The sequence below is a fragment of the Streptomyces sp. TLI_185 genome (genome assembly GCF_003814765.1).
Taxonomy (GTDB): Bacteria; Actinomycetota; Actinomycetes; order Streptomycetales; family Streptomycetaceae; genus Streptomyces.
This window is the reverse complement of the sequence record NZ_RKRB01000001.1, coordinates 4334267-4355337: the sequence shown is the minus strand read 5'-3', so window position 1 is coordinate 4355337 and position 21071 is coordinate 4334267. Positions and strand designations below refer to the sequence as shown.

General features: G+C 71.4%; 19 protein-coding genes. 11 read left to right on the top strand and 8 right to left on the bottom strand.

Annotation, left to right across the window (positions count from 1 at the left end; translation table 11 throughout):
* Nucleotides 1-32: 32 nt before the first annotated feature.
* A complete protein-coding gene (locus EDD92_RS19870) occupies nucleotides 33-626 on the top strand; it encodes a hypothetical protein (protein WP_123965564.1) in 594 nt (197 codons plus the stop codon).
* Between the two features lie 30 nt (nucleotides 627-656).
* On the opposite strand, the gene EDD92_RS19865 is transcribed toward EDD92_RS19870, so the two are convergent.
* The 5 genes from EDD92_RS19865 to EDD92_RS19845 form a co-directional block, all read right to left on the bottom strand.
* Complete coding sequence (locus EDD92_RS19865; protein WP_123965563.1) at nucleotides 657-1031, bottom strand: hypothetical protein; 375 nt, start codon at nucleotides 1029-1031, stop codon at nucleotides 657-659.
* A gap of 20 nt (nucleotides 1032-1051) precedes the next feature.
* A complete protein-coding gene (locus tag EDD92_RS19860) occupies nucleotides 1052-1603 on the bottom strand; it encodes a roadblock/LC7 domain-containing protein (RefSeq protein ID WP_123965562.1) in 552 nt (183 codons plus the stop codon).
* Between the two features lie 22 nt (nucleotides 1604-1625).
* Nucleotides 1626-2483 carry a transcriptional regulator gene (locus tag EDD92_RS19855; RefSeq protein ID WP_123965561.1) on the bottom strand — a complete coding sequence of 286 codons (858 nt, stop codon included), beginning with the start codon at nucleotides 2481-2483 and terminating at the stop codon, nucleotides 1626-1628.
* Nucleotides 2480-2887 carry a hypothetical protein gene (locus tag EDD92_RS19850; RefSeq protein WP_030941746.1) on the bottom strand — a complete coding sequence of 136 codons (408 nt, stop codon included), beginning with the start codon at nucleotides 2885-2887 and terminating at the stop codon, nucleotides 2480-2482. Before EDD92_RS19850 ends, EDD92_RS19855 begins: the two co-directional genes overlap by 4 nt.
* 169 nt (nucleotides 2888-3056) lie before the next feature.
* A complete protein-coding gene (locus EDD92_RS19845) occupies nucleotides 3057-4436 on the bottom strand; it encodes a diaminopimelate decarboxylase (protein WP_123965560.1) in 1380 nt (459 codons plus the stop codon).
* Nucleotides 4437-4583: 147 nt separating this feature from the next.
* Between EDD92_RS19845 and hutU the strand changes: the two genes are divergently transcribed.
* Genes hutU through hutI form a run of 4 tightly spaced genes read left to right on the top strand, consistent with a single transcriptional unit; the run spans nucleotide 4584 to nucleotide 10274 of the window.
* A complete protein-coding gene (gene hutU, locus EDD92_RS19840; RefSeq protein WP_123965559.1) occupies nucleotides 4584-6248 on the top strand; it encodes a urocanate hydratase in 1665 nt (554 codons plus the stop codon).
* The gene (locus EDD92_RS19835; protein WP_399183399.1) at nucleotides 6245-7708 is read left to right on the top strand and encodes an allantoate amidohydrolase; all 1464 of its coding nucleotides are present in this window, start codon (nucleotides 6245-6247) and stop codon (nucleotides 7706-7708) included. Before hutU ends, EDD92_RS19835 begins: the two co-directional genes overlap by 4 nt.
* The gene (locus EDD92_RS19830; protein WP_123965557.1) at nucleotides 7705-9066 is read left to right on the top strand and encodes a formimidoylglutamate deiminase; all 1362 of its coding nucleotides are present in this window, start codon (nucleotides 7705-7707) and stop codon (nucleotides 9064-9066) included. The genes EDD92_RS19835 and EDD92_RS19830 overlap by 4 nt, the downstream gene beginning before the upstream one ends.
* Before the next feature lie 35 nt (nucleotides 9067-9101).
* Complete coding sequence (gene hutI / locus EDD92_RS19825) at nucleotides 9102-10274, top strand: imidazolonepropionase (RefSeq protein WP_123965556.1); 1173 nt, start codon at nucleotides 9102-9104, stop codon at nucleotides 10272-10274.
* Nucleotides 10275-10289: 15 nt separating this feature from the next.
* Here the strand turns inward: hutI and EDD92_RS19820 are convergent, their stop codons facing one another.
* Both EDD92_RS19820 and EDD92_RS19815 read right to left on the bottom strand, forming a co-directional pair.
* A complete protein-coding gene (locus EDD92_RS19820) occupies nucleotides 10290-11873 on the bottom strand; it encodes an RICIN domain-containing protein (protein ID WP_123965555.1) in 1584 nt (527 codons plus the stop codon).
* A gap of 213 nt (nucleotides 11874-12086) precedes the next feature.
* On the bottom strand, nucleotides 12087-13025 hold the full coding sequence (locus EDD92_RS19815) for an RNA polymerase sigma factor SigF (protein WP_185124069.1): 939 nt from the start codon (nucleotides 13023-13025) through the stop codon (nucleotides 12087-12089).
* A gap of 238 nt (nucleotides 13026-13263) precedes the next feature.
* Here EDD92_RS19815 and EDD92_RS19810 point away from each other — a divergent pair, with 238 nt between their 5' ends.
* From EDD92_RS19810 to EDD92_RS19775, 6 genes are all read left to right on the top strand, one after another.
* Nucleotides 13264-13641, top strand: coding sequence for an STAS domain-containing protein (locus EDD92_RS19810; protein WP_030941730.1), 378 nt, complete (start codon nucleotides 13264-13266; stop codon nucleotides 13639-13641).
* Between the two features lie 268 nt (nucleotides 13642-13909).
* Entirely contained in the window at nucleotides 13910-14437 is a 528-nt protein-coding gene (locus tag EDD92_RS19805) for an ATP-binding protein (RefSeq protein WP_123965553.1), read from the top strand.
* 780 nt (nucleotides 14438-15217) lie between these two features.
* Nucleotides 15218-15898, top strand: a complete 681-nt coding sequence (locus tag EDD92_RS19795; RefSeq protein WP_123965552.1) for an LPXTG cell wall anchor domain-containing protein — start codon at nucleotides 15218-15220, stop codon at nucleotides 15896-15898.
* 154 nt (nucleotides 15899-16052) lie between these two features.
* On the top strand, nucleotides 16053-16889 hold the full coding sequence (locus tag EDD92_RS19785; protein WP_123965551.1) for a hypothetical protein: 837 nt from the start codon (nucleotides 16053-16055) through the stop codon (nucleotides 16887-16889).
* Nucleotides 16886-17968 (top strand): hypothetical protein, encoded by a 1083-nt coding sequence (locus EDD92_RS19780; RefSeq protein WP_123965550.1) that lies wholly within the window; start codon nucleotides 16886-16888, stop codon nucleotides 17966-17968. The genes EDD92_RS19785 and EDD92_RS19780 overlap by 4 nt, the downstream gene beginning before the upstream one ends.
* Nucleotides 17965-19251, top strand: a complete 1287-nt coding sequence (locus EDD92_RS19775) for a hypothetical protein (RefSeq protein WP_123965549.1) — start codon at nucleotides 17965-17967, stop codon at nucleotides 19249-19251. The genes EDD92_RS19780 and EDD92_RS19775 overlap by 4 nt, the downstream gene beginning before the upstream one ends.
* Nucleotides 19252-19517: 266 nt before the next feature.
* Here the strand turns inward: EDD92_RS19775 and EDD92_RS19770 are convergent, their stop codons facing one another.
* A complete protein-coding gene (locus EDD92_RS19770; RefSeq protein ID WP_030941721.1) occupies nucleotides 19518-21056 on the bottom strand; it encodes a peptide MFS transporter in 1539 nt (512 codons plus the stop codon).
* Nucleotides 21057-21071 lie beyond the last annotated feature (15 nt).

Below are 21071 nucleotides of genomic sequence, written 5' to 3'. Positions count from 1 at the left end.
AGGAGTGTGCCTTTACGGCAAGGAGGCGGAACGTGGCACGCGGAGAGGGCAGAGCCCAGGGTCTGGCCCGGGTGGCTGTGGTCATACGGGCCGGAGCCGCACCCCTTTGGTGGGCCGGGGTGTTCGCGGCGGGTGCAGGGGTGCTGGTGCCGGGGGTCACGGGCCGGCGGATCGGGGTCATGGCCGGAGCGGCGTTGTTCGTCGTCGCGGCGGCCGTCGTCTCGTACGCCCGCCGCAGGCGGTACGCCGGGCTCGCCCGGGCGGCCGCCCGCGCCGGCAAGCACGACGTACTCCAGGACCGCGCGGTGAGCGTGCGCAACTGGCGCCGCGGGCACCGCTGGTGGCTGCTGCTCGCGTTCGCGGCGGCCGTGGCCAGCGCGTTCGCGGTGCCTGCCGCCGGGGGCATGCTGCTCGCCGGATGCGGCACCGGGCTGCGGCTGAAGGCCGCCTGGCTCGGACGGCGCGAACGGGCCGACGACGTCCTGTTGTGGGTACGGGTCGACTGGCTCGCCGCGAACGGCGGCCGCCCGGCCGGCAAGGCCGTCAAGGCGTACCGCAGCACGGGCATCGCGGCGGGCGACGCGGCTCCGGGCGGAGCGCGGCGCCGCACCGCGGCGCTCGTCTGAACTCGGACTGCTGAACTCGGACTCCTGAACTCAGACTTCGAGATCCTCCTCGATCTTCTTCAGCTGGTGGCGGGCCATCGCCAGGTTGGACCTCTTGGCGTCGAGCACCAGATACAGGAAGAGACCGTTGCCGCCGCGGCCGCTGATCAGGCGGAGCAGATGGTACTGGTCGCTCAGCGTGATCAGGATGTCCTCGATCTGCCCCTTGAGCCCGAGGTGCTCCATGGTGCGCATCTTGGCGCGGACGACATCGGTGTTGCCGGCGGCGGCGACATTCAGGTCGAAGCCCTTGCTGCCGCCCATCGTGCCCAGCGCCATGCCGCTGGTGTAGTCGACGAGCGCGACGCCGGTGGCGCCCTCGATGGAGGCGAGCGCCTCTTTCAGTGCGGTTTCGGTGTTGGCCATGACTGTGCTCCTCGGTCCTCTCAACTTTCCGTGGTGGTGCGCGCGTTGGTGTTGGTGGTCGTGGTGCGTGGTGCGCGCGGGGTTCTGGTCCGTGTGGCGGCCGGTTTGGGGCCGGGCTTGGGGTCGGGCTTGGGGGCGGATCCGGGTTCGGGTTTGGCCGCCTTGGCTTCCCTGGCCGGTCGGGTCTGGTTCGCGGGTGTCGTACGCCTGTCGTCGAGCTCGCCGATGCGGGCGGCCGCCCGGCGGCCCTCCAGGAGGAGCCGGCCGAGGTTCACGCGGTCCTGGGCGAGCAGCGTCAGCACGGCTGCGCCGCCCGCCGCGTACGCCGCCACGTAGCCGTACACACCCCGCACGAGCAGTTCGCGGAACTCGCCCTGTCCCGTCGCGTCCGCCAGCTTCCCGGCTGCACCGTGCGCGGTCTCGACGAGCGCGGCCATGCCGTTCGGCTCGACGCCCGGGGTGTCGTGGGCGAGGACGCGCCCGTCGAGGCCGGTCGCGAGGGCGCCGGTGAGCTGGGGGACGCGGGCTCTCAGACGGCGCAGCTCTTCGAGGATGTGGGGGTCGGCAGCCATCCGGTGTCTCCTCTCGAACCAGTCAAAGGGCCTCCAGCGCATCCCTGAGCCTCTTCAGCAAGATGGTGTGGGGATCGGGCGGCAGCTGTTCGGGGCCGGTCGGCGGCGGCTCGCCGCGGGCGGTCGAGGACTGTGGTGGCTTCGGCTGTGCCGGCCGGGGCAGGAGGGGTGATACGACCCCTGCCGCCATCAGCCGCCGCACGTCCACCAGCGTGTGGAAGGCCGGGCGGCCCAGTTCGCGGGCGATGTCCGGTGCCGTGCGCACGCCGTTCACCCGGTCCAGCACCGTCTGCTGGCGGCGGGTGAGGGCAGGGGCGGCCACGGGGTCCGCGCGGATCAGGGGAGCCTCGTCCGTCCTCGGATCGGGCCAGATGCGGTGGAGGAGGTCACGGCGGCGCAGCGTCTCGTGCTCCAGGGCGGCCACCGGGACCGGGCGGATGGGGCCGAGCCGGTGTGCGGGGCCGTAGCGGAAGCGGCCGGGCGTGCTGCTGGGGGCGAGGGCGAAGTACGCGGCGTCGTACAGCGCCGTCAGCTGGCACAACTCCAGTGCGCCGGGGGCGAGATGACCGCCGTTGACGAGGTGGCTGCCGACGCCGTGACCGTCGTCCGCCTTCGTGAGCGCTTGCTGCCAGGCGTCGGGGGCGAGTGTGCCGTGGGCCGTGAGGAGTGTGTCCAGGCCGGGGGCGGACGGGCTCTCGGCGTGCACGACCAGGCCCTCGGCCAGGTGCAGTGTGCCGCGCTCGCGGACCAGGACGCCGGTGGCCCGCTCGGCGGCGAGCCGGGTCAGCATCGGGGAGACACCGCCCCACCCCCGTTCGCCGGCCGCGGTCTTGCTGCGCACGGGCAGACGCGGGGGTTCGGCCGTCCGGACCGCGGTCATGCCAGCACCAGCCGTTCGGCCATCTCGCCCAGCCGGATGCGGGCCAGCGCGAGGTTGCCCTCCGCGCGGGCCAGCCACAGGTGCAGGAACACACTGCCGTCGAAGGAGGCCCCCACGAACCGCAGCACGTGATAGCTGTCCCGGTTGCTGACGATCAGGTCCTCGACCGGCGGATCCGCGTCGGCGGCCGCCCCGTCGTCGGGATCGTCGTCCGGCGCGAACGCGTGCTGCTCGGCGGCAAGCCGCGCGATCTCGGCGGCCTCCACGGCGGCCGTCTCCTGGTCGCCGCCGGGGGACTCGCCCACGGTGCCCAAGGCCAGCCCGCTGGTCCAGTCGATCAGCGCGGCGCCCCGGGCACCGGGCAGTCGCATCGCTTCCAGCAGGCACTCGTCGATTCCGGGCACCGTGATTCCCCTCCCGCCTGGGGTTCGGCTGAGTGACGCCGAAGTTACGCAACGTGTGTGCGACGAGCGAGGGTTCTGGCATTTTCCGGTGGAACATGCGGCGAGGGACTAAGGTGGGTCAACTTGCCGTGATTCACCGGCAGTTGTTCATCAGATCCATCGGCTTGCGTCAACGGTGGTCAGGCGCCCGGAGGGTGGTGAGCGCGTCGGTGTGCGCCCCTCCCGACTCGGCCACGATCTCGTCGAGGCTCTGCGGCTCCCGGACGGTTGCGAAGGCGATGCCCCCGGCCCCGTCCGGCGTGAAGCCGTAGATCCCGGGCCGGGCAAGGGAGTTGTACGCGTAGTGGTGCGCGAAGTAGTACGCCCCCGTGTCCAGCGCCGCGGCATGGTCCCCCTGTTCCAGCAGCGGCAGCGCCCGCCCCTCCGCCAGCAGGTCGCCCGAGAAGCAGGCCGGCCCCGCGACGTCCTGCACGACCGCCGGGCCCTCCTTGGGGCGCCCCTTGCCGTCGTAGGCGGCGATCCGCAGGGGCCATGCCCCCGGCGCGTACACCGTCCGCGTCGCCACCTGCACGCCCGCGTGCGTGACCGCGACCGGCCGCCCGCCCGCGCTCTTGGCGTACTCCACCCGGGCCACCACCGTGCCGTGCTTGGCCAGCAGCGACCGCCCGAACTCGGTGACCAGCCCGTACCGCCCGTCGAACAGCCCCGGCACCGCCTCGCTCAGCAGCCGCGCGTACTGCGCGTACGTCGGTGTCGTGGCGTCCGAGCCGAAGTTCACCGGCAGTCCGCCGCCGATGTCCAGCGTGTCGATCTGCGGGCGCCCGAGCCGCCGGTTGATCTCCTCGGCGAGCGCATACGTCTCGGCCACGCCCTGCACCATGAGTGAGAGCGGAATGCCCTGGGATCCGGTGTGCGCATGCAGCCGCCTCAGCCACGGTCGGTCGGCGTACGCCCGTACGACCCATTCGCGCGCCCCCTCGTCGCGCAGTGCCACCCCGAACTTCGAGGTCGCCGTCGCGGTCGACGTCGCCTCGATGGAACCCCCGCCTATTTGCGGGTTCACCCGGATCCCGAGCGGGGAACGGCTGGTCGCCGACCGCATCAGGGCGTCGATGCGGTCCAGTTCCTGCGGATTGTCCGCGTTGACGGCGATGCCCAGCGCCAGCGCCTCCCGCAGCTCGGCCGGGGTCTTCGCGGGAGAGTCCAGGACCGTGCGGTTCGGCGGCACGCCCGCCGCCCGCGCCAGCGCCAGCTCGCCCGGGCTCGCCACCTCCGCGCCGATCCCCTCCGTGTGCAGCAGTCGCAGCACCGGCACCAGCGGGGTCGCCTTCACCGCGAAGGCGTGCAGCACCGGCGTGCCGGGCGCCGTGACCGCGTCGAACGCCGCCCGCAGCTCGGCGGCGGCCTCCCGGATGCCGGTGACGTCGAGCAGCCCCACGATGGGGGTGCCGGGCCCGAGCAGCCCCTGCTCCACGGCGGCCCGCACCGCGTCGTCCCGCCGGGCCGCCCGCTCGGCCCCGTCCCCGTCCCTGCTGTACCTGCCGTCCATGCCATCCCCCGTTCCTCGCCGTCCGTGCCTGTGCTTCCAGCCAAACATCTGCGGCGGGCCCACGCTGGCCCGCGGATGTATTGACTAGTTCTATTCAGGGCGTCAGGATGTGAATAAGAGCAGCAACAATCCGCTAGGAGGCAGACCATGTCAGGACCCCGCCCCGTCCGAGCGCCGCGCGGTACGGAACTGAGCGCCCTGGGATGGCAGCAGGAAGCCGCCCTGCGGATGCTGCAGAACAACCTCGACCCGGAGGTCGCCGAGCACCCCGACAAGCTCGTCGTCTACGGCGGCACGGGCAAGGCGGCCCGTGACTGGCGCTCCTTCGACGCGATGGTGCGGACGCTGCAGACCCTGAAGCAGGACGAGACCATGCTGGTCCAGTCCGGCCGCCCGGTCGGCGTCATGCAGACCCACGAGTGGGCCCCGCGCGTCCTCATCGCCAACTCCAACCTCGTCGGCGACTGGGCCAACTGGGAGGAGTTCCGCCGCCTCGAGGCCCTCGGCCTGACCATGTACGGGCAGATGACCGCCGGCTCCTGGATCTACATCGGCACCCAGGGCATCCTGCAGGGCACCTACGAGACCTTCGCCGCCGTCGCCGCGAAGAAGTTCAACGGCACCCTCGCCGGGACCATCACGCTGACGGCCGGACTCGGCGGCATGGGCGGCGCCCAGCCCCTCGCCGTGACCATGAACGACGGCGTCGCCATCTGCATCGACTGCGACCCGCGTGCCATCGAGCGCCGCATCGAGCACCGGTACCTGGACGTGAAGGCCGACAACCTGGAGCACGCCCTCCAGCTCGCGGTCGAGGCCCGCGACGCCCGCCGCCCGCTCTCCATCGGCCTGCTGGGCAACGCCGCCGAACTGCTGCCCCGCATGCTCGCCGAGGGCGCCCCCATCGACATCGTCACCGACCAGACCTCCGCCCACGACCCGCTGTCGTACCTGCCGCTGGGTATCGACTTCGACGACATGGCGGACGCGGCGGCGAAGGACCCGGCCGGGTTCACGGTGCGCGCGCGGGAGTCGATGGCCAAGCATGTCGAGGCGATGGTCGGCTTCATGGACGCCGGTGCGGAGGTCTTCGACTACGGCAACTCGATCCGCGGCGAGGCCCAACTCGCCGGGTATGAGCGGGCGTTCGCGTTCCCGGGCTTCGTCCCCGCCTACATCCGGCCGCTGTTCTCCGAGGGCAAGGGCCCCTTCCGCTGGGCCGCCCTGTCCGGCGAGGCCTCCGACATCGCCAAGACCGACAAGGCGATCCTGGACCTGTTCCCGGAGAACGAGTCCCTCGCCCGCTGGATCAAGATGGCAGGGGAGCGGGTCCACTTCCAGGGCCTGCCCGCGCGTATCTGCTGGCTGGGTTACGGCGAGCGGGACAAGGCGGGCGAGCGGTTCAACGACATGGTCGCGAGCGGCGAGCTGGCGGCTCCGCTGGCCATCGGGCGCGATCACCTCGACAGTGGTTCCGTGGCGTCCCCCTACCGCGAGACCGAGGCCATGCTCGACGGGTCCGACGCGATCGCGGACTGGCCGCTGCTGAACGCCATGGTCAACGTGGCTTCCGGTGCGTCGTGGGTGTCCATTCACCATGGCGGTGGTGTCGGTATGGGGCGGTCCATTCACGCTGGGCAGGTCTCTGTTGCCGACGGCACGAAGCTGGCCGGGGAGAAGCTCCGCCGTGTGCTCACGAACGACCCCGGCATGGGTGTCATCCGGCACGTCGACGCCGGCTACGAGATTGCCGAGACCGTCGCCGACGAGCGGGGTGTGCGGGTTCCCATGCGCGAGGGTGACGACGCGTGACCCTTCCGGGAGATGAGCGGCGCGGCAACCGTCCGGTGGGGGCTGAGGCTTCGTCGCCGACTGCGGGTTCGGCTGTGCCCACCCGTTCCGCCCTGCGGAACGACTGCCCACAGCCTGGACGGGCTGACGGTCTGCAGTCTGGGCGGGCCGACGGCCCGCAGTCTGGGCGGGGCACGTCCGTCGATGGGTCGGAGGCTGGGCGGGGTGCGGCTGGCGGTGGGTCGCGGTCTGGCGGGGGCGGCGGCTCGTTCCACTCCATGTGGCGTGAGCTGCTTCCCATCGGGCGGCACGCCGAGTCCCGTGGATACCGCCGCTTCGCCTGGACCGGTGCCGATGTCGAGTGCCGGGCCTGGTTCAAGGAGCAGGCCCGGGTGCGTGGGTTGGCGTACGAGGTCGACCGGAACGGGAATCAGTGGGCCTGGGTCGGGGATCCGGGGGCCGGGGACGCCGTCGTCACGGGGTCGCACCTCGACTCCGTGCCCGACGGGGGTGCCTTCGACGGGCCCCTGGGCGTCGTGTCCTCCTTTGCCGCTCTCGACGAACTCCGCGGGAGGGGAGTGGAGTTCGCCAAGCCGCTCGCCATCGTCAACTTCGGTGACGAGGAGGGCGCCCGGTTCGGGCTGGCCTGTGTCGGGTCGCGGCTCACCGCAGGGCAGCTCACCGTCGAGAACGCCCACAAGCTGACCGACGGCGACGGGATCAGCCTCCCGCGTGCCATGGAGGCCGCCGGATACGACCCCGACGCCATCGGGGCGGACCCGGAGCGGCTGGCGCGCATCGGCGCCTTCGTCGAACTGCACGTCGAGCAGGGACGGGCGCTGGACCTGTCCGGCGACCGCGTCGGCATCGCCAGTGCCATCTGGCCGCACGGGCGCTGGCGGTTCGACTTCCGGGGCGAGGCCAACCACGCCGGCACGACCCGTCTCGTCGACCGGCGCGACCCCATGCTGTCGTACGCCGAGACCGTGCTCGCCGCCCGCCGGGAGGCCGAACTCGCCGGTGCCGTCGCCACCTTCGGCAAGATCGCCGTCGAGCCGAACGGCGTCAACGCCATCCCCTCGCTCGTGCGCGGCTGGCTCGACTCCCGCGCCGAGGACCAGGAGCGCCTGGACGCCGTGGTCGGCGGGATCGAGAACGCCGCCCGCGAGTACGCCGCGGCACACGGCGTCGACCTCGACGTCGTCCGGGAGTCCTTCACGCCCGTCGTCGAGTTCGACCACGCCCTGCGCGACGAACTGGCCCGCATCCTCGGCAAGGACACCGACATCACGGTCCCCGTCCTGGGTACCGGTGCCGGACACGACGCCGGAATCCTCTCCGGGAGCATCCCGACCGCCATGCTGTTCGTGCGCAACCCCACGGGTGTCTCGCACTCGCCGGCCGAGTTCGCCGCCGAGGACGACTGCGTGGCCGGGGTGCTCGCACTCGCCGACGTACTGGAAGGGCTGGCCTGCAGGTGACGCACCCCCACACGCGGACGTACTGGCTGGAGCACGCCTGGCTCGACACCCACGTCGAGCCGGGAGTCGCCCTCGACGTGAGCGACGGCCGCATCACCGCCGTCCGCACGGACGTGCCCACCCCGCCCCCCGGCGCCGAGATCCTGCACGGACTGACGCTCCCGGGGCTGGCGAACGCCCACTCGCACGCCTTCCACCGCGCCCTGCGCTCCACCGTCCAGGTCGGCTCCGGCACCTTCTGGACCTGGCGCGAGGTCATGTACTCCTTCGCCGACAGGCTGACCCCGGAGACCTACCACGCGCTCGCCCGCGCCGTGTACGCCGAGATGGCGCTCGCGGGCGTCACCTCCGTCGGCGAGTTCCACTACGTCCACCACGCACGCGGCGGCACCCCCTACGCCGACCCCAACGCCATGGGCGAGGCCCTCATCGCGGCCGCCGCCGACGCCGGCATCCGCATCACCCTCCTCGACACCCTCTACCTCTCCTCCGGCCTCTCGAACCGGCCCGGCGGCGAGCCGCCCAACACCCACCAGCTGCGCTTCTCCGACGGCAGCGCGGAAGCCTGGGCCGAACGCTGTTCAGTTCTCAAGGAACGGGATCACGCGCGGATCGGGGCGGCGATCCACTCCGTACGGGCCGTGCCCGCCGACCAGTTGGCGACCGTGGCGCGGTGGGCCGAGGAGCGGCGGGCGCCGCTCCATGTGCACCTGTCGGAGCAGACCGCCGAGAACGAGGCCTGCCTGGAAGTCCACGGGTGCACCCCGACCCAGCTCCTGGCCCTGCACGGCGTGCTCGGCCCGCGCACCACCGGCGTCCACAACACCCACCTCACCGCCGAGGACATCTCCCTCATCGGCGGCTCCGGCACCGGCACCTGCATGTGCCCGACGACCGAGCGGGACCTCGCGGACGGCATCGGACCGGCCGTCGCCCTGCAGAACGAGGGCTCCCCGCTCTCCCTCGGCTCCGACAGCCACGCCGTCATCGACCTGCTCGAAGAGGCACGCGCCATGGAGCTCGACGAGCGCCTGCGCACCCGCAGCCGCGGCCACTGGACCGCCGCCGCACTGCTGCGCGCGGCTTCGGCCGACGGTCACACGGCCCTCGGCTGGGACGAGGCGGGCAGGATCGAACAGGGCGCCCTCGCCGACCTCACCACGATCGCGCTCGACTCGGTCAGAACAGCGGGGCCGCTGCCCAGGCTCGGCGCCGAGACCGCCGTATTCGCCGCGACCGCAGCGGACGTACGGCACACGATCGTGGGCGGCCGGCACGTCGTACGCGACGGCGCGCACGCGCTCGTACCGGATGTGCCGCAGGCCCTCGCGCAGGCCGTCGAAGACCTGCGCGGCTGACCACCGTCCCCCGCCCGGCCACCCACGAGGACACCATGAGCAGCACCGCCATCACCAACATCGCCACGCTGGTCACCAACGACCCCTCCCTCGGTGACGGCTCCCCCCTCGGCCTGATCCAGGACGCGGCGCTCGTCATCGACGGCGACCGCATCGCGTGGACCGGTGAATCAAGCAAAGCACCCGCCACTGACAACCGGGTCGACGCCGGCGGCCGTGCGGTCCTCCCCGGCTTCGTCGACTCGCACTCCCACCTGGTCTTCGCGGGCGACCGGACGCAGGAGTTCAACGCCCGGATGTCCGGGCGCTCGTACAGCGCGGGCGGCATCCGCACCACCGTCGCCGCCACCCGCGCCGCGAGCGACGAGGAGCTGGAGGCCAACCTCACGCGCTACCTCGCCGAGGCGCTCCGCCAGGGCACCACGACCTTCGAGACGAAGTCCGGCTACGGCCTGACCACGGAAGACGAATCCCGCGCCCTGCGCATCGCCGCCGCCCACACCGACGAGGTCACCTACCTCGGCGCCCACATCGTCTCCCCCGACTACGCCGACGACCCCGCCGGCTACGTCGCCCTGGTCACCGGCGAGATGCTCGACGCCTGTGCGCCGTACGCCCGTTGGATCGACGTCTTCTGCGAGAAGGGCGCCTTCGACGGCGACCAGGCCCGCGCGATCCTCACCGCCGGAAAGGCCAGGGGCCTGCACCCGCGCATCCACGCCAACCAGCTCTCCTACGGTCCCGGAGTGCAGTTGGCCGTCGAGCTCGACGCCGCAAGTGCCGACCACTGCACCCATCTCACGGACGCGGACGTGGACGCCCTGGCCAACAGCCGTACGGTCGCCACCCTCCTGCCCGGCGCCGAGTTCTCCACCCGCGCGGAGTGGCCGAACGCCCGCCGTCTCCTGGACGCGGGCGCCACCGTCGCCCTCTCCACCGACTGCAACCCCGGCTCGTCCTTCACCTCCTCCGTCCCCTTCTGTATCGCCCTCGCGGTACGGGACATGGGGATGACCCCGGACGAGGCGGTCTGGTCGGCCACCGCGGGCGGCGCCCGGGCCCTGCGCCGGGACGACATCGGCCGCCTGAGCCCCGGCGCCCGCGCGGACCTCATCACCCTCGACGCCCCGAGCCACGTACACCTCGCGTACCGGCCGGGCGTGCCGCTGGTCACCGGGGTGTGGCGCCGGGGCGTCCAGGAGGCCTGATCGGGCCTTCTCCGGTCAGGAGGCCCCCGCCCGCCAGCGCTGCTCGGCGCCCCCGTCCAGTGGTCGCAGCGACAGCCCGTCGCCCCCGTACGGAGTCAGCGCCGTCTCGATGGCGATCGCGGGCCGGATCACGCCGTCGGCATCCACCGTGAACCGCAGGTTCTGGCCGTTGCCGCCGTAGACCGAACTGCACTCCCAGATGCCCACGCCCCTGTCCACGTCCCCGCGGCTGTCCAGGCAGTAGTCCGGGTCGGCGGCCGACTGCACCAGCCCGCGCGCGGAGTCGACGCGCCAGCGCTGTGTGCGGGACGAGGAGCAGGGGGCCGTGATGACGTCCGTGCCCTTCTCGAAGTCGCCGTCGCGGACGTCCAGGCACCGCCCGGTGGCGACGTTCACGATCTGCGCGAACGCGCCGTTCGGGGCGTGGGTGGGGGAGGGGGAGGGTTTCGGAGACTTCGAAGGCGACTTCGAGGGCCGCTTGGAGGGGGAGGAACTCCGCGTCGGTGACGGCGACTTGCTCTTCGCCGACGGTGACGGCGAAGGGACGGCGGAGACCGTCGCCGTCACCGTGACCTGCGTCGAAATCGTCGGCGTACCCACCGCGCCCGCCGCCTCCTGGGGCGGCGAGGACGGTGAGGCGGCCTGGGAGAGCAGGAAGACGAGCAGGGGCGCCAGGGCCACGCCGACGGCGATCGAGGTCAGCAGCAGGCGCCGGGAGGGCGGCCAGGGCGTCGCGTCCGCGTGGGCCTTGGGGTGCGGTGCCTCGGGCGTCGTGACATACGCCCTGCCCGCCCAGGGCAGCAGCCCCTCGGCCAGTGCGGTGCGCGGCGCGTCGCGCAGGGCCGACAGCTCCTCGTAGGCCGCCGTGCAGTGGGCGCAGTGCACCATGTGGGCCCGCAGGTCGGCGCTGGTACGCGGGCTGTCGGGCCGCACCGACTCCTCGATGAGCCGGCCGAAGTTGCCGCAGCGCGGGTCGGCCGAGGCGGCCAGACGCGAGCGCAGACACGCCTGACCCATGGCCTGGAGGGCGGAGGCGGTCCCGTGGCCCACGTCCTCGCGGGTCAGGCCGAGGAAGGCGGCCGTCCTGTCCTCCGACTCCTGCTCCACGATGCCGTACCAGACGAGGCCCTGGGCGCGGGAGGGAAGGGACCGGAAGGCGGTGAGCATGGGCGGTACGGGGACGTCGGAGCCCGCCGTGGTCAGGACGAGCAGCAGGCCCGGCTCGAGACCGCCGGCCCGCTCGTCGGCCGCCCAGGAGGCCGCCAGGTGCCCGGTCAGCAGCAGGAGGTGAAGACGGAGGGGGACCAGGGGTTCGGTGCCGCGTGCCGTCTGCCGGGCCGCCAGGGTGAACGCCTGCGCGGCCAGTTGCCGTGCGGCGGACTCGCTCGCCGTGCACAGCCGGGCGTAGGCGAGGACCGAGGGCTGATGGCGGGCGCGGAGTTCCTGCAGGGCCGGATAGACGGTGGGGGTGCTGGTGCGCAGCAGTTCGGTCAGCCGCGCGTCGGACGCGCCCGCATGCACCCCTTCCTGGGGGATACCCCCGGACCCCCGGCCGCTCCCGGTCTCGACTCCGTCGTCGGTCCCGTCGGCCCGAGCCATCCGCCCGCCTCCTTGCGCCCTTGCCGCCCGCCGGGATATTGACCTACCGGCGGGTATGGGGGCCCATAGTGATGGATGGAAACCTCTGGGGAAAGAGTTTCTGTGGGTAACCCAGGGAACGCCTGAGCGCGGCCCGCCCGGGAACCGGACGGACCGCGCTCGGAAAGAGGCGTCACAAGGGATTGTTCACAGGGAGGTCCCACAAGGGGACCGTCACTCCTCGAGCGTCAGGCCCTTGCGCAACCGCATCAGCGTCCGCGACAGCAGCCGAGACACATGCATCTGTGAGATGCCGAGCTCCTCGCCTATCTCCGACTGGGTCAGGCCCGCGACGAAACGCAGGGAGAGGATCTGCCGGTCCCGGGGCGGGAGTTCGGCGATCAGCGGTTTCAACGACTCGACGTACTCGATGCCTTCGAGTCCGTGGTCCTCGTATCCGATCCGGTCCGCGAGCGCACCCTCGGCGTCGTCCTCCTCGGGCTGGGCGTCCAGCGAGGAGGCGGTGTACGCGTTCGACGCCGCCATACCCTCGACGACCTCGTCCTTCGTCAGCTCCAGGCGCTCCGCGAGCTCGGCCACCGTCGGCGCCCGGTCGAGCTTCTGGGCCAGCTCGTCGCCGGCCTTGGCCAGGTCGAGCCGGAGCTCCTGCAGCCTGCGCGGTACGCGCACGGACCACGAGGTGTCGCGGAAGAAGCGCTTGATCTCGCCGACGATGGTCGGCATGGCGAACGTGGGGAACTCGACGCCCCGTGCCAGTTCGAACCGGTCGATCGCCTTGATCAGGCCGATCGTGCCGACCTGGATGATGTCCTCCATCGGCTCGCTCCGTGAGCGGAAGCGGGAGGCGGCGAACTTGACCAGCGCGAGGTTGAGCTCGACGAGGGTGTTACGGACGTACGAGTATTCGTGCGTGCCTTCCTCGAGGGACTCAAGGCGCTCGAAGAGGGTCTTGGAGAGCGCTCGTGCGTCTACCGGTCCCACTTCGTCGTACGGGGGGATCTCCGGAAGGCCTGCCAGCCCGGGGAGCCCGGCAAGCGTGTCTGGGTCGTTGCTCTCGATGCTCTCGATGGGATCCAGATGTTCCGGAGGGGATGCCGACGTCGCCTCCTGGGTATGCGATGCGTCGAGCCGGGGTGACATGATGTCCTCCATCGTTCTCGGCATATGGCTGCCGAAGCCAGTGCGTGCACTGCGGTGTGCGGCGCCTCCAAAGCCGGCCGTGTCGGTTTGCGTATCCCTACTAGCCCTACCCGCTTTCCCGCGCCCGCCGCAAGTGCGTTCTGTGGGGATATGTCCGTTTACGTGCGGTTGTTCGGGTGTCGGAGAGTGTGAGGAAGGCGTAGTGTTCGAGGGCGTGAGTCAGCAGCCACGACGTCGGGAGAAAGACGGCATGGACCGTGGGACGGTCGGCAGCGCACAGTCTGGCCGGCTACTGGTGGAGGTCAGGGAAGAGGGCTCCAGCGCCGTCGTGACGCCGGTGGGTGAGTTGGATCACCACACCGCCGATCTGTTGCGTGAGCCACTCGAGGAATGCCTCGCCAAGGGTTTCAGCCGGCTGGTGGTGGATTGCTCGCGTCTGGAGTTCTGCGACTCCACCGGACTCAATGTGCTGCTCGGCGCGCGCCTCAAGGCGGAGGCCGCAGGGGGCGGGGTGCATCTCGCGGGGATGCAGCCCGTGGTGGCGCGCGTCTTCGAGATCACCGGGGCGGAAGCGGTCTTCACCGTCCATGACACGCTCGAGGCGGCCCTGGCCGATGAAGCCGGCTGAGGCCGGCTGATCCCGGCCGCCGCGCCCGACGCTGTGTCCTGCCCCACTCACCCCCGTGTGACCGGCACTTTCCGGGCGCCACGCGCTCCGGGCCGAATAGGGGGGTGTTCTGCCGGTTCGGTCGGGCAGGAGACATCCTGTCGGCAGGGACATCCTGAACATGTCGGCAGCAACATGTCGACGGCACAGCGACGGATCCACCGTCGAGGTACGTATGACTCTTGAATCGTGAACTGGTGAATCGGTGAATCGGTGAGGTGAAGCGCTGATGAGCACCACCCGGCCTTACTCGCCGGGCGACCGCGGCCCGGAGGCCAGCGGCGCTTCCGGGGTGTCCGAGGGCGACGAGGCCTCGTCGTCGGCTGCGCCCGCGTCGTCCGCGGGCGGCGGCCAGGTCCGCAGGCTGAACTTCGACGGCGAGAGCGGCGTCGTGCCGCTCGCCCGCGACTTCACCCGCCAGGCGCTGTACGCGTGGGGCTGGCTGCCGGCCGCCACGGCCGACCAGCGGGCCGCCGCCGAGGACGTGCTGCTCGTCGTCTCCGAGCTGGTCACCAACGCCTGTCTGCACGCTGAGGGCCCGGACGAGCTGTGGATCGCCTGCGACAACAAGGTGATCCGCATCGAGGTCTCGGACAGGGGCCCGGGCCAGCCGGCCCCCCGCACCCCGCACCGCGCGGGCCGCCCCGGCGGGCACGGCATGTTCATCGTGCAGCGGCTCTGTCTGGACTGGGGCGTCGCACGGACGCCGGGAGTGGCAGGCAAGACCGTGTGGGCGGAGCTGGGCGCCCCGGCGTAATTCGTTTCCGCTGGTCGGGCGTGCCCCCTACGCTCGTCTGCAACGCGCTGACGGAGACAAGTAGCCGAGGTCCACGCGAGCCGAGAGAGCCGCCCGCAGGTGTGAGGGCGGCCTCGCGTTCCCAGGCGAATCCACTCCTGAGTGCGGGGAGGAAATGCCCCGCCGGCCGGCCCCCGTCATCAGGCCGCAACGAGCTGGCGCCGAGGAGTTGGTCGCCGGACTCGGCCTGCACCACCGCATCACCAAACTTGCGGCCGGGGACACCAGCCCCGCCCAGGCCAAGACGTACGACGTGGAGGTCTGGCTGCCGAGCCTGGGTGCGTACGCCGAGGTCAGCTCGGTGTCGAACGCCCGCGACTACCAGGCGCGGCGCGGGGCCATGCTCCCCCATTCTCGGCTTCGCTCGAACGGGGGGACCCCCATCGCCCGGCCGGCGGCGGCAGACCGGTCCACCTCCACACCCTCAACGCCTCGGGCCTCGCCACCAGCCGCCTGCTGCCCGCCCTCCTGGAACAGCACCAGCGGGCGGACGGCACGGTGGCCGTGCCGGAGGTGGTGCGGCGGTGGGGTGTGCCGGACGTCCTGCGAGTGCACTAGCTCGGGGTTACCCACGGTCACTCCCTCCACCCGAACCCCCTCCCGTGCGCGCCGGATCCCCACAACTCCGGCGCGCACCTTCTCTTCCCTCCTCAAGACGCCGGGCGTACCTTGACGGCCGAATCTGATATGCCGTCAGGAAGTGGCAGAGGAACCCGAGGATCTCGAAGAGGGAGCGGAACCGTGTCGTACCGGAATCGAACCGCCGCGCTCGCGTCCGCCGCGGCCCTGGCCGGCTCGGCGGTGCTGCTCGCCGCCCCCGCAGCCGAGGCCAACGTGGTCGACGTCAACTACCAGTGCAAGACGCCGATCGGCAACAAGAGCGCCGTCTCGCCCATCGACATCAAGGGCGTCAAGAGCGGCAGCGGCTACAGGCTCACCATGTCGTGGCAGAAGGGCGTCTCCTCCAGCCCGGTCGAACTGGGCAAGGGCGCGATGAACCCGAGCGCCACCATCAAGCTGGGCGGCGCCGACAGCGGCACGGTGTCCGTCTCCGGACCCGCCAACCAGGCCGCGATCCCCGCCAACACCCCCATCAAGATCAACGACTTGACGGGCACGTACTCGCCGAAGAAGACCGGCAAGGTCACCTTCACCCCGGGCATCCTCACCATCAAGGCGCTCGGCACGACGACCACGTGCACGCCGTCGAACAACCCGGGGCCGGCGCTCACCCTCGACGTGACGGCCGCGGGTGGCTCCGCCGGGAACAGCCAGAGCGGTACGGACTCTGGCGGCTCCCTGCCGCAGACCGGGCCCGAGGACTCGGCGATCGCGCTGGGGACGCTCGGCGGCACTGTGCTCCTGGCCGGAACGGCGGGGGCGTTGTGGGTGACTCGGCGGAATCAGGTGGCACGGCGGTAAGGGTTCGTCGGCTGTGCCGCGATGTGCCGTCGGTCGTCTGCGGCTTCATCGTGGCTGGTCGCGCAGTTCCCCGCGCCCCTTTTGGGGCGCTGCCGTTCCGCGGACTTCATCCGCCCCGTCGAGACCCCCGCCGCACGACCGCTGGAGCCGCTGGATGCCATCTGCTGTCCGTGTCCTGTTCGTGTCCCTTCTGTTCGTGCTGACCGCTGCGCCTGCGGCTTCCGGCGCTGACGGGTGGTCATTGGTGCCCTCGGGTGGCGGGCGGCCCTCCGTCTATGCCGAAGGTGCGCCCGGAGCGGTTCTGCAGGACACGGTGTCCGTGGTCAACCGGAGTGGGCGGGCGGTCACGGTGCGGCTGAGCGGCAGCGGTGTTCCGGTCACCTTTGCCGCCGACCGGGTGCGGGTGCCCGCCCGCACCCGCGCCGACGTGCCGTTCACGGTGAGTGCGCGCGACGACCGCCGCGGCGACATCGTCGCCCGTGACCAGGACGGCCGCCGGGCCGCGGTTCCGGTCCGGCTGCGGCTGGGCGGACCGGCGCTGTCCGCGCTGACCGTCGAGCGTGTCGCCGTGCGCGGTGGCCGCATCACGTATGACCTGGTCAATCGCGGCACCACGGTCCTCGTACCGAGCCTCGCCGTGCACGCCGACGGCGTCTTCGGGCCGGTCCTCGACCGTGCCCCGCGCACCCTGCCCGTCCGCCTGCGCCCCGGCCACCGTCTCCGTCTCGCCGAACCCTGGCCCGACCGCCCCGCCCTGGACTCGGTCGACGTCCGGCTGACCGTGACGGCGGCGGGCGGCGCACACGACTCGGCCGGCGCGTCGGCGCGGTTCGTGCCGTGGGGAGCGGTGACAGGGATCGCGGGTGCGGTGGCGGCAGGGGGCGCGCTGTTTCTCGTACGAGGCCTACGACGTCGCAGGCGTCGTACGGCCGACGACGAGGCGCTTGAACCCCCGCGTACGGAAGTCGAGTTGACGGGAGCGCTGACGTGAACGGCAAGCTGCGGATCACGGCGCTGGTGGCGGTGCTCGCGCTGCTCCTGCTGCCGCTGGCGGGCACGGCTGCGGCGGACGGGCCGGCCGTCAGGCTCTCCAAGTCCCAGGCCGGTACCGGAGGTTCGATCACCGTCAGCGGCAGCGGCTGGCGTGCGCACGCGCTGCTGATGATGCTGGTCTGCGGACAGTCGACGCCGTCCCGGGGCGTCATCGGCGGCACCAACGCCTGCGCCAACTCGGACGGAAGGGCCGTCACCACCGACGCCAAGGGCTCCTTCAGCAAGAAGCTGCCGGTCGCGGAGCCGCCGGTGCCGTGCCCGTGCGTGGTGCACGTGGCGACGGTCGAGGGCGCGAAGGCGCAGGCGGACGCGGTCCTCCAGGTGGCCGGGCACGCCGTCGAACCGCTGCCCTCCGAGCCGTCCGGCGGACGTCTGTCGGTCCTCACCGACACCCGGCTCAACGGGTCGAGCGGCCTGCTCACCTGGTTCGGCGCGCCGCCCTCACGCACCCTCGTCTTCACCGTCGGCAACGCCGGTACCACCGCGATCAAGAACCCCGTCTTCCAACTCGGCACCTCTCACGGCGTGTTCGCCCCGCAGTGGGAGGACCAGGAGTGGCGCGGGACCATCGCACCCGGCAGGAAGGCGCAGATCAAGCTCCCGGTCGAGCTGACGGCGGGAGCGCACGGCGACTACACCGTCTCCCTCAAGTACGGCGGCAAGGTCCTCGCCGAGCAGCCCTGGGGCGTGGGCCGCCCGTGGGGCGTGACCCTGTTCTGGCTGCTGGTCTGCGTGGTCGTGCCGGCCGCGGTGTTCCGCGCCGGGATGGCGGTCGTGGACCGGGTACGGCCGCGCCGCGCGGGCGGCCTCCGGCACCGGGGCCTCCGCCTGCCCGAACTGTCCCTGCACATGCCGAAGTTCACCGCCAAGGCGGCGGCTCAGGAACCCCCCTCGAACTCGACCCTGCCGTGGTTCACCCCGGACTCCGATCCGGGCACGGCCGGTCGGCTCTCCGCACCGCACCACGACGACAGCCCGACGAGTCCTACGACTCCCACCAGGAAGGGACCCCCGTGAGAAAACGCAGGAGAGTCACACCGGTCGGCAGCGGGAGAGCGGGTGCGGCGGGCACCGCCCTGGTACTGGGCTCGGCAGGCATCCTGCTGGGCCTGGCCGCCGGGCCCGCGCAGGCCGCGGAGGTGTCGTTCGCGACGCACTGCGTGCCGCCCGCGGGCATCACCCCCGTCGACGGCACCACGAAGGTCGAGATCACCGCGCCGGCCACGGCGAAGGTGGGCGACACGGTGGACGTCGTATGGAAGTTCGTCCAGGCTGCCTCGAAGAACCCGGACATCATCGACCTTCCCGCCAACTCGGTCCAGCCGTCCGGGGTGCTGAAGGCGGCCGGCGCGCAGGCAGCCGACATCGCGATGCAGGGCACGCGCACGAACCCGGCCATCCCCAAGGGCGGCGCCATGGTGCTGTCCGACATGAAGGGCACCCTGAAGCTGACGGCGCCGGGCGAGGTGACGCTGACGCCGGACGCGTACACCGTCAACGCCATGTCGACGGACACCAAGTGCACGCCGAAGGAGACGGTGCAGAAGGCGGCGACGATCGAGGTGTCGCCGGGCGGCGGAAGCTCGTCGAGCACGACACCGGAGCCGACGGACTCGGCCTCCCAGTCGTCCTCACCGTCCGCGTCGGCCTCCGCCAGTGACGGCACCGGCAGCGACCAGACCGACTTCACCGGCAAGGAGGTCGAGATCCCGTACACCTGCCAGTCGCCCATCGGCGAGAAGAAGGCGACCTCGCCCATCCAAATCAACGCCAAGAAGAACGGCGGGAGTTTCGACCTCACCGTGCAGTTCAAGAAGTCCGTGATGGACAGTCCGGCCGACATCCCCAAGGGCTCGGTGAAGCCGTCGATGGAGGCGGTCCTGGGCGGCGCGGACAAGGGCACGGTGCACGTCGAGGGCCCGACGAACTCCAAGGACATCAAGTCCGGCGAGCCCATCGAGATCCCCGACCTGACGGGCACCTACAAGCCGGGCGCGGACGGCAAGTCGACCCTGTCCCCGGGCGTCCTCACGATCAACGCCCTGGGCACGACCACGACCTGCAAGCCCGACAAGACCGAGGTCTCCCTGACCCTGGACACGACGCAGCAGGCCAGCGGCGCGTCGGGCGGCTCATCGACGTCCGGCGGTTCGTCGTCCGGCGGATCGTCGAGCGGCGGCTTGGCCGAGACGGGTTCCAGCGACCACGGCGCCCTGAAGGCCTTGGGCCTGGTGGCCGGCACGGCGGTCCTGCTGGGCGGCGCGGTGTTCACGTTCATGCCGCGGCGAAACCCGCACTGACCTGCCGTTCCATGCTTCCTCAAGTCTTGCCCGGATCCACTGGATGCGTTTGCTCCCTCGGTCGGCCGAAGGCCACGTCGTCGTGCAAGAAGTCCGCGTTCCTGTGGGGTGCCTGGAAGAACCCTGGTGAGAAGTCGACGGTGATGTGCGCATTCCGTAGCTTCACCCGGTCCTGGTCGGTCGAGACGAAGTGACCGACGGGCGCAACCGCTGAGGGCCGCCGCACATGATGTGCGGCGGCCCTCAGCCGTTTGTACGGCGGTGCGTCAGTGCACGTCACCCATCAGCGCCTTGACCTTCCGGCGGTACATCCACACCGCAAAGCCGGCGAAGGCCGCGAGGGCAGCCTCCCCGAACACGGCTCCCGTGCCGCCGAGGTCGACTCCGGCGATGGCCGGGTTGGACAGCAGGCCGGTGATGGAGTCGCCCGCGGTGACCGCGAGGAACCACACGCCCATCATCTGGCTGGCGTACTTGGCCGGCGCCATCTTCGTTGTCACCGACAGGCCCACCGGCGACAGGCACAGCTCACCCACGGTCTGGATGAAGTAGATGCCCACCAGCCACATCGGGCTGACCGCGGTGCCGTTCGCCGCCATGGCGAGCGGGATCAGGAAGAAGAAGAACGAGACGCCGATCAGGACCAGGCCCATCGAGAACTTCACGATGGTGCTGGGCTCCTGGCCCTTTCGGTTCAGCCACACCCAGACCCAGGCGAAGACCGGGGCCAGCGCCATGATGAACAGCGGGTTCAGCGACTGGTACCAGGAGGTCGGGAAGTCGAAGCCGAGCATCGAGTGGGCGGCCTTGCCCTCGCCGAACGCCTGGACGGTGGACGCGCCCTGGTCGTAGATCATCCAGAACACGGCGGCCGCGACGAAGAACCAGATGTAGCCGGTCATCTTCGACTGCTCGGTGGCGTTGAGCTCCTTGTCCCGCTTGATGCGCAGCAGTACACCGGCCGGGATGACCAGACCGATGACGGTGAGCGGGATCATCGCCCAGTTCAGGGTGAAGTGGCCGGTGAACCCGACGACGCCGTAGAAGACGGTCGCGGCGATCAGCCAGAGCAGGCCCTTGCGCAGCCAGGCAGCGCGCTCCTCGGCCGCCAGGGGCTTGGGGACGACGCTGCTCTTCGGGCTCAGGTTGCGGGTGCCGAGCAGGAACGCGGCCAGGCCGATCGCCATGCCGACCGCGGCCATGCCGAAGCCCAGGTGCCAGCTGACCTCCTGGCCGACGGTGCCGATGGCCAACGGAGCGAAGAACGCACCGGCGTTGATGCCCATGTAGAAGATCGTGAAGCCGCCGTCACGGCGCGGGTCGTCCGGGCCGTCGTAGAGGTGGCCCACCATCGTGGAGATGTTGGCCTTGAGCAGACCGGAGCCGGCCGCGACCAGCGCCAGACCCGCGAAGAACGGTGCCTGGCCGCCGGGCAGCGCCAGCGTGATGTGGCCGGCCATGATCGTGACGGCCGCGATGGTCACCGTCTTGCGCGGGCCCCAGACGCGGTCGCCGAGCCAGCCGCCGGGCATGGCGAGCAGGTAGACCATCGCCGAGTAGACGGAGACGATCACCGTGGTGGTGGCCACGTCCATGGCCAGGCCGCCGCCCATGCTCCCCTTGCCGGCGCCGGGGCCGCCGGAGAGCAGGTAGACGGTGAGCAGGGCCTTCATGCCGTAGTAGGAGAACCGCTCCCACATCTCGGTCATGAAGAGGGTGGCCAGTCCGCGGGGGTGGCCGAAGAAGGTCTTCTCGGAGCCGGGGGTGTCCGGGCGGACCGAGTCCTTCGTCAGGCTGGACGCCATGGTCGTTCCTTGCTG